Origin of the sequence: Neobacillus drentensis, from assembly GCF_036966985.1 — a bacterium.
GTDB lineage: Bacteria > Bacillota > Bacilli > Bacillales > Cytobacillaceae > Neobacillus > Neobacillus drentensis_E.
In genome coordinates this window covers 1-5,229 of the sequence record NZ_JBALSN010000401.1, presented here as the reverse complement: position 1 = coordinate 5,229, position 5,229 = coordinate 1, and the positions used below count along the sequence as shown (strand labels likewise).

The window sequence follows — 5,229 nt, the reverse complement described above, 5'->3', positions numbered from 1 at the left end:
GTCTAGTTTAATATTTGCAGTATAATCATGATCAGCATGCAGCATGACATATTTGCTTTTAGGAGTCACACCTAGAAAATTTAGAAAATCTCTAAATTTCACACCAGTAAAGCTATTGTCAAAACGAGACCAGCGCGTTACACAGTGAATATCAACAGTGGTGGTGGTCTGTGGCATCTTTTTAATGTCTTCATAGGAAAGGATTACCTCTTTATCTACGGCTCCGAACACCTTTAAATCCCACTTTTCTAGGTCATAAATTGGCACGTCACCTTCATGCAGAATCGGGAAGCGTTCCGTTAATGCCTGTCCAGGTGGAAGACGTTTTGAAAGCGTTGGATCAACTGCAGGTACTCTTGTGCGTTTAATTCTGTCTGCTTTATTCAAACCCATAAAAAAATCCTCCTCGTCTATTATCTTGAGCTTTGCTGCCCAGACGTTTGTGAATCTGCACCCCGGTTTTTCAAGAAAAACATCGCAATAATCGTGATGACATAAGGTAGCATTGCGGTAAATTGTGTTGGCATAGAAAAGCCTTGAAGCCTGATGCTCAAAGCATCCATCAACCCGAATAACAAGCTTGATCCAACAATGCCGAATGGGTGGGATTGACCCAGCATCATAGCAACTAGTGCAATAAATCCTCGTCCTGCAGTCATACCCTCAGAAAACATGGTTACTTGTCCAAGTGATAGCTGTGCACCAGCTAATCCACAAAGAATTCCGCACCCAATAATGGCTCCATATTGAAGCGCAGTCACCTTCAAACCTAAACTTTTGGCAGCCGCCTCATTCTTTCCAACTGCAAGAACACGAAAGCCAATAACTGTCCGGTAAAAGAAAATGTACAACAGAATCGCTGCTAAAAAGGCGATATAGACAATTGGCGAATGACCAGATACAAGCTTTCCAATAATGGGTATACCTTCAATAACAGGAAGGTTCAATTTAGGAAGGCCTTCCATGTTCTTATCATAAAATGCACCTTTGACATCAAAAACAGCACGCAGCCCAAAGGTCGTTAAGCCTAGAACTAAGAAGTTTATCGCGATACCAGCCACAATGGGGTTTGCCTTAAATTTGATGGTTACTACCCCAAAAAGCAGAGATACGAGGACTGAACCGGCCGCACCTATTAGAACAGCGACAAGCACGCTGCCACTAAAGTAATTGCCAACAATGGCGGAAAAAGCACCGGCCAAAATTAAACCTTCCAAACCAACATTAAAAATTCCAACCCGTGAACATAATGCTCCACCTAAGGCCGCCAATAAAATCGGGCTCAGCATGCGGATGGCTGAAGCGAAAAAGGAGTAATCAAACAGTTCCATGTAGGTCACCCGCTTTCTTTTTAGCTTTCCACCAGCTTAATGTGATTTTTGCTGTAACGAACAGGATGAGTACTCCCTGAATCACACTTGCAATTTCTAAAGGAACCTCGGTGTTACGCTCCATACCCATAGCCCCAGTTTGCAGGGCTGCAAGCATTATAGACGCCATTACTGTTCCAAGCGGATTAGAATTTGCCAATAGAGCTGCCATTAACCCCGTCCATGCATAGCCTGGAACTGTTAGAGCACCATCTATATATCGATATTGTGACCCTAGGACCTCCACGGATCCCGCAAGTCCCGCTATCCCTCCGCTAAAAAACATACTATAAAGAAGCACCTTTGTTCTATTGATTCCACCAAACTCTGCAAAGAATGGGTTTTTCCCCAGCATACTCACTTCATACCCTGCAGATGTAAACCGTAGAATAATAAATAAAATAACTGCACAAGTAAGTGCTAATATAAATCCCATATGAATGCTCATTCCAGGAAATAACTTTGGAAGCCAGGCAGTTTTGTCAATCATCGGCGTCTGAGCTAACGCCGCAGAGCCTGTTTTGTCTTGAAAAGGCTCTGAGACCAAATAGCCTGCAAACAATACAGCTACATAATTTAATAACAGGGTCGAAATGAGTAATTGCACTTTAAATCTTGTTTCCATCCAACCGGCCAAAAGTGACCATAAGCCTCCCGCTAAAAAACCAGCTATAATCGCAACGACCATTTTAATGATTCCAGACCCAGGAACATAAAGAGCGGCAAGAGCGGCACTTACTGCTCCTAACACCATTTGCCCTTCCGCTCCCATGTTAAATACTCCTGCACGAAAGGCGAGGGCCAAGCCCAATCCTACCAAAATAATCGGGGTAGAGCGTGCCAGTGTCGCCGTTACAAAATAAAAGTTTCCAAATGCGCCATCCCACATCACTTTATAGGTTTCCCAAATTGATTCCCCAACAAGACTGATCGCAAGCGCCCCTGTAAGGATCCCTAGCAAAACCGCTATGAGAGGCTGTGCTAAAGATTTAAACAGTTGTTGAAGTTTTCGTTGAAAATGCATGTTCTTTGCCTCCTGCCATTAGTACACTCAGGCTCTCTTCAGTCGCATCTTTTCGTTCCAATATGTCTACAATTTCTCCTTCGTACATGACCGCAATTCGGTCTGATAGCATAAGAATCTCCGATAATTCTGATGAAACAAGCAGAATGCCGTCTCCATTATTGCGTTTATCAATTAACGCTTCATGTATATATTCCATCGCTCCAATATCTACACCCCGCGTTGGTTCTGCTGCAATTAAAAAGTCCGTTTCAAATCCCAGCTCCCGGGCTACAATTAACTTCTGTAAATTCCCGCCTGATAGGTTTCCGGAATAATCACCAAGAGAAGCTGCTTTAATCTCGAAGCGATCAATCCAGGCTCTAATTAATTTCTGAAAAGGTTTCTTTAAAATNNTTTCTTTAAAATAAAGGAAAACCTGTTAAAATCCCGAGTTTTATAGTACCCCATCAAGCCTGTTTCTTCTATTGTTGCATCCTTTGCTGCACCCCAAAGATAACGGTCTTCAGGAATATGAGAGAGCCCTGCATTTCTCCTAAATGTAACGGGTTTGCCTGTCAAGTTCGTCCCCCCTAAACGGATTGACCCCTTATCTACATTTCTTAGTCCAGTTATAGCCTGAATCAGTTCGGACTGCCCGTTTCCTGATACACCGGCAATTCCTACAATTTCTCCACGGTGAACGGTTAAAGAGAAATCATTCAAGACAGGCTTGGCATCCTTCCCACTGCCAATTACAATCTTGTCAATTTCAAGCAGCGGCTCGCCATCTATATGGGCCCGTTCTGAGAGTGATTGGAGTTCACGACCCACCATCAAAGTAGCAAGATGATCGATCGTAGTTTCAGTATTTGAAACATTCCCTGTCACTCGTCCATTTCTTAAGACGATGATTTGATCGGCAACTTTCATTACTTCCGGCAGTTTGTGAGTAATTAGGATAATACTTTTCCCTTGATTCGTTAAAAACCGAATTGTTTTTAATAATTCCTCTACCTCAAAAGGAGTTAATACTGCGGTCGGTTCGTCAAGAATAATTATTTCTGCACCTTGATATAACACTTTTAAAATTTCTATCCGCTGCTGTTCGCCAATAGAACAATCCCCGGCTTTTTTCAATGGATTTACCTGAATTTTATATTGATCACTAAGTTTCTGGACCTCTTCGACTGCAACCTTCCGTTTAAAGAATCCCTTGGTCTTAGGTTCATGCCCAATAACAATGTTTTCCGCAACAGTAAAATCCGAAAATAGCATAAAGTGCTGATGAACCATACCAATCCCATTTTCAATAGCATGGAGCGGACCGGAAAATTTTACTGTTTTACCATTCAATTTTATTTCTCCGCTAGTAGGCTGTTCGAGTCCGTAAAGCATCCGCATGAGTGTTGTTTTGCCGGCGCCATTCTCACCAACAATGGCTAGGACTTCTCCTTTTTTCAGATGAATAGATACCCTGTCGTTAGCAAGGAAATCGCCATACTTTTTGGTCATCTCCTTCATCTCTAACCGATAAGTCATTAATTTCCCTCCCCTATAAAAATTGAACCGACCACTATGAGCAGTCGGTTCAATTTTTTCTAATTACTTGCTTAATGGATTTTTAATCTCCCTTTTGCCGGAAACAATGTCTTCAGAAAGAGCTTTTACCTGGTCAATGACAGTTTGTCCTACAAAACTATTTAGAGGAGTCTTGCTTTCTTGGGTAACATAGGTCAAGCCAACACCCTTTTCCTTTAAGCCATATTCAACAACACCGGCTTTAAAGCTGCCATTTGTAAATGCTTTTACCGTTTCATATGCAGCGGCATCCGTTCCTTTAAGCTGTGAGAGTACAACGTGCTCAGGATCGACCTCAGTTCGGTCAACGTCCTGACCTGCTGTATAGAATCCCTTCTCTTTAGCTGCCTCAAACACGCCAAGGTCTCCGACCGCAGAAGCACCTGCGATAAAATCCGCTCCTTTAGAGGCCTGCAGTAGCGCTAATTCCTTCGCCTTTGCCGGATCTGTAAAGCTTCCCACATAGTTTACTAGAAACTCTGCATTAGGATTGGTTTCTTTCAGTCCTTGTTCAAAAGCTACTGTCCACTTTTTCATAAGCGGAATATCCATGGCAACAACCATACCGACTTTATCTGTTTTTGTAGAGAGACCTGCAGCCGCCCCTAATAAAAAGGCTGCTTCATGTTCTCGGAAATTAACACTTTGAACATTTGGAAGATCCACAACTGTATCGATAATGGCAAATTGACGATCCGGATTTTCAGTTGCAACTTTCTTTAATGCATCCTCAGATTCAAATGATGAAGTAATAATTAAATCATAGTTTTCAGCTACGGCAACGCGGAGGTTTTCCTCTATAGCAGCATGATCTGTTGATTCGATGGTCTTTACATCAACACCAAATTCTTTTGCAGCTCTTTTAGCACCCTCATCCATTTGCTGAAAGAATGGGTTAACACCAATTTTTTCAGGAAGTACTAGGGCAATTTTCTTCTTTTCAGCTTTTGCTGAAGATTTTTTTCCGTTCGATTCTTGAGCTCCACATCCAGCAACAATCAGAATCAAAGCTAGTACGAAAAGCGATAGTAGTTTTTTCATGATGTTCCCCCTTGAGTTTTGTTCGTATATTTACCAACTAATTAATAATTTACTAGATTATTACGTAAATTACAAGGTAAAATCGAACATTTATTGGTTTTTATCATTAATTGTTCGTGTTTATGGATTTATCCTATCAAAAAACCTCTCCCTATAAGAAAGGAAGAGGTTGTATAACAGTCACTCTTCCTTATCTTTCAGAACCATCTAGTTCTGTAGGATTTGGCACCATAC

4 protein-coding genes and 1 pseudogene are annotated in these 5,229 nt (G+C 41.7%); all 5 read right to left on the bottom strand.

What is annotated here, in order from left to right:
- On the bottom strand, nt 1-393 hold a 393-nt coding region (locus V7659_RS23460), incomplete at its 3' end, for a molybdopterin-dependent oxidoreductase (RefSeq protein ID WP_438825871.1).
- A 20-nt stretch (nt 394-413) separates the two neighbouring features.
- Nucleotides 414-1,331 (bottom strand): ABC transporter permease, encoded by a 918-nt coding sequence (locus V7659_RS23455; RefSeq protein WP_335542574.1) that lies wholly within the window; start codon nt 1,329-1,331, stop codon nt 414-416.
- A complete protein-coding gene (locus V7659_RS23450; protein WP_335542573.1) occupies nt 1,318-2,394 on the bottom strand; it encodes an ABC transporter permease in 1,077 nt (358 codons plus the stop codon). Before V7659_RS23450 ends, V7659_RS23455 begins: the two co-directional genes overlap by 14 nt.
- Nucleotides 2,360-3,915, bottom strand: a pseudogene (locus tag V7659_RS23445) (ABC transporter ATP-binding protein). The gene V7659_RS23450 and the pseudogene V7659_RS23445 overlap by 35 nt, the downstream one beginning before the upstream one ends.
- 63 nt (nt 3,916-3,978) lie before the next feature.
- Nucleotides 3,979-4,995: a BMP family protein gene (locus tag V7659_RS23440; protein ID WP_335542572.1), complete on the bottom strand. Its 1,017-nt coding sequence runs from the start codon at nt 4,993-4,995 to the stop codon at nt 3,979-3,981.
- Nucleotides 4,996-5,229: the final 234 nt, after the last annotated feature.

Bases quoted from the DNA above. Each gene is read 5' to 3' on its own strand.
- V7659_RS23455 (WP_335542574.1), bottom strand. From the start codon at position 1,331: ATGGAACTGTTTGATTACTCCTTTTTCGCTTCAGCCATCCGCATGCTG.
- V7659_RS23440 (WP_335542572.1), bottom strand. From the start codon at position 4,995: ATGAAAAAACTACTATCGCTTTTCGTACTAGCTTTGATTCTGATTGTT.
- V7659_RS23450 (WP_335542573.1), bottom strand. From the start codon at position 2,394: ATGCATTTTCAACGAAAACTTCAACAACTGTTTAAATCTTTAGCACAG.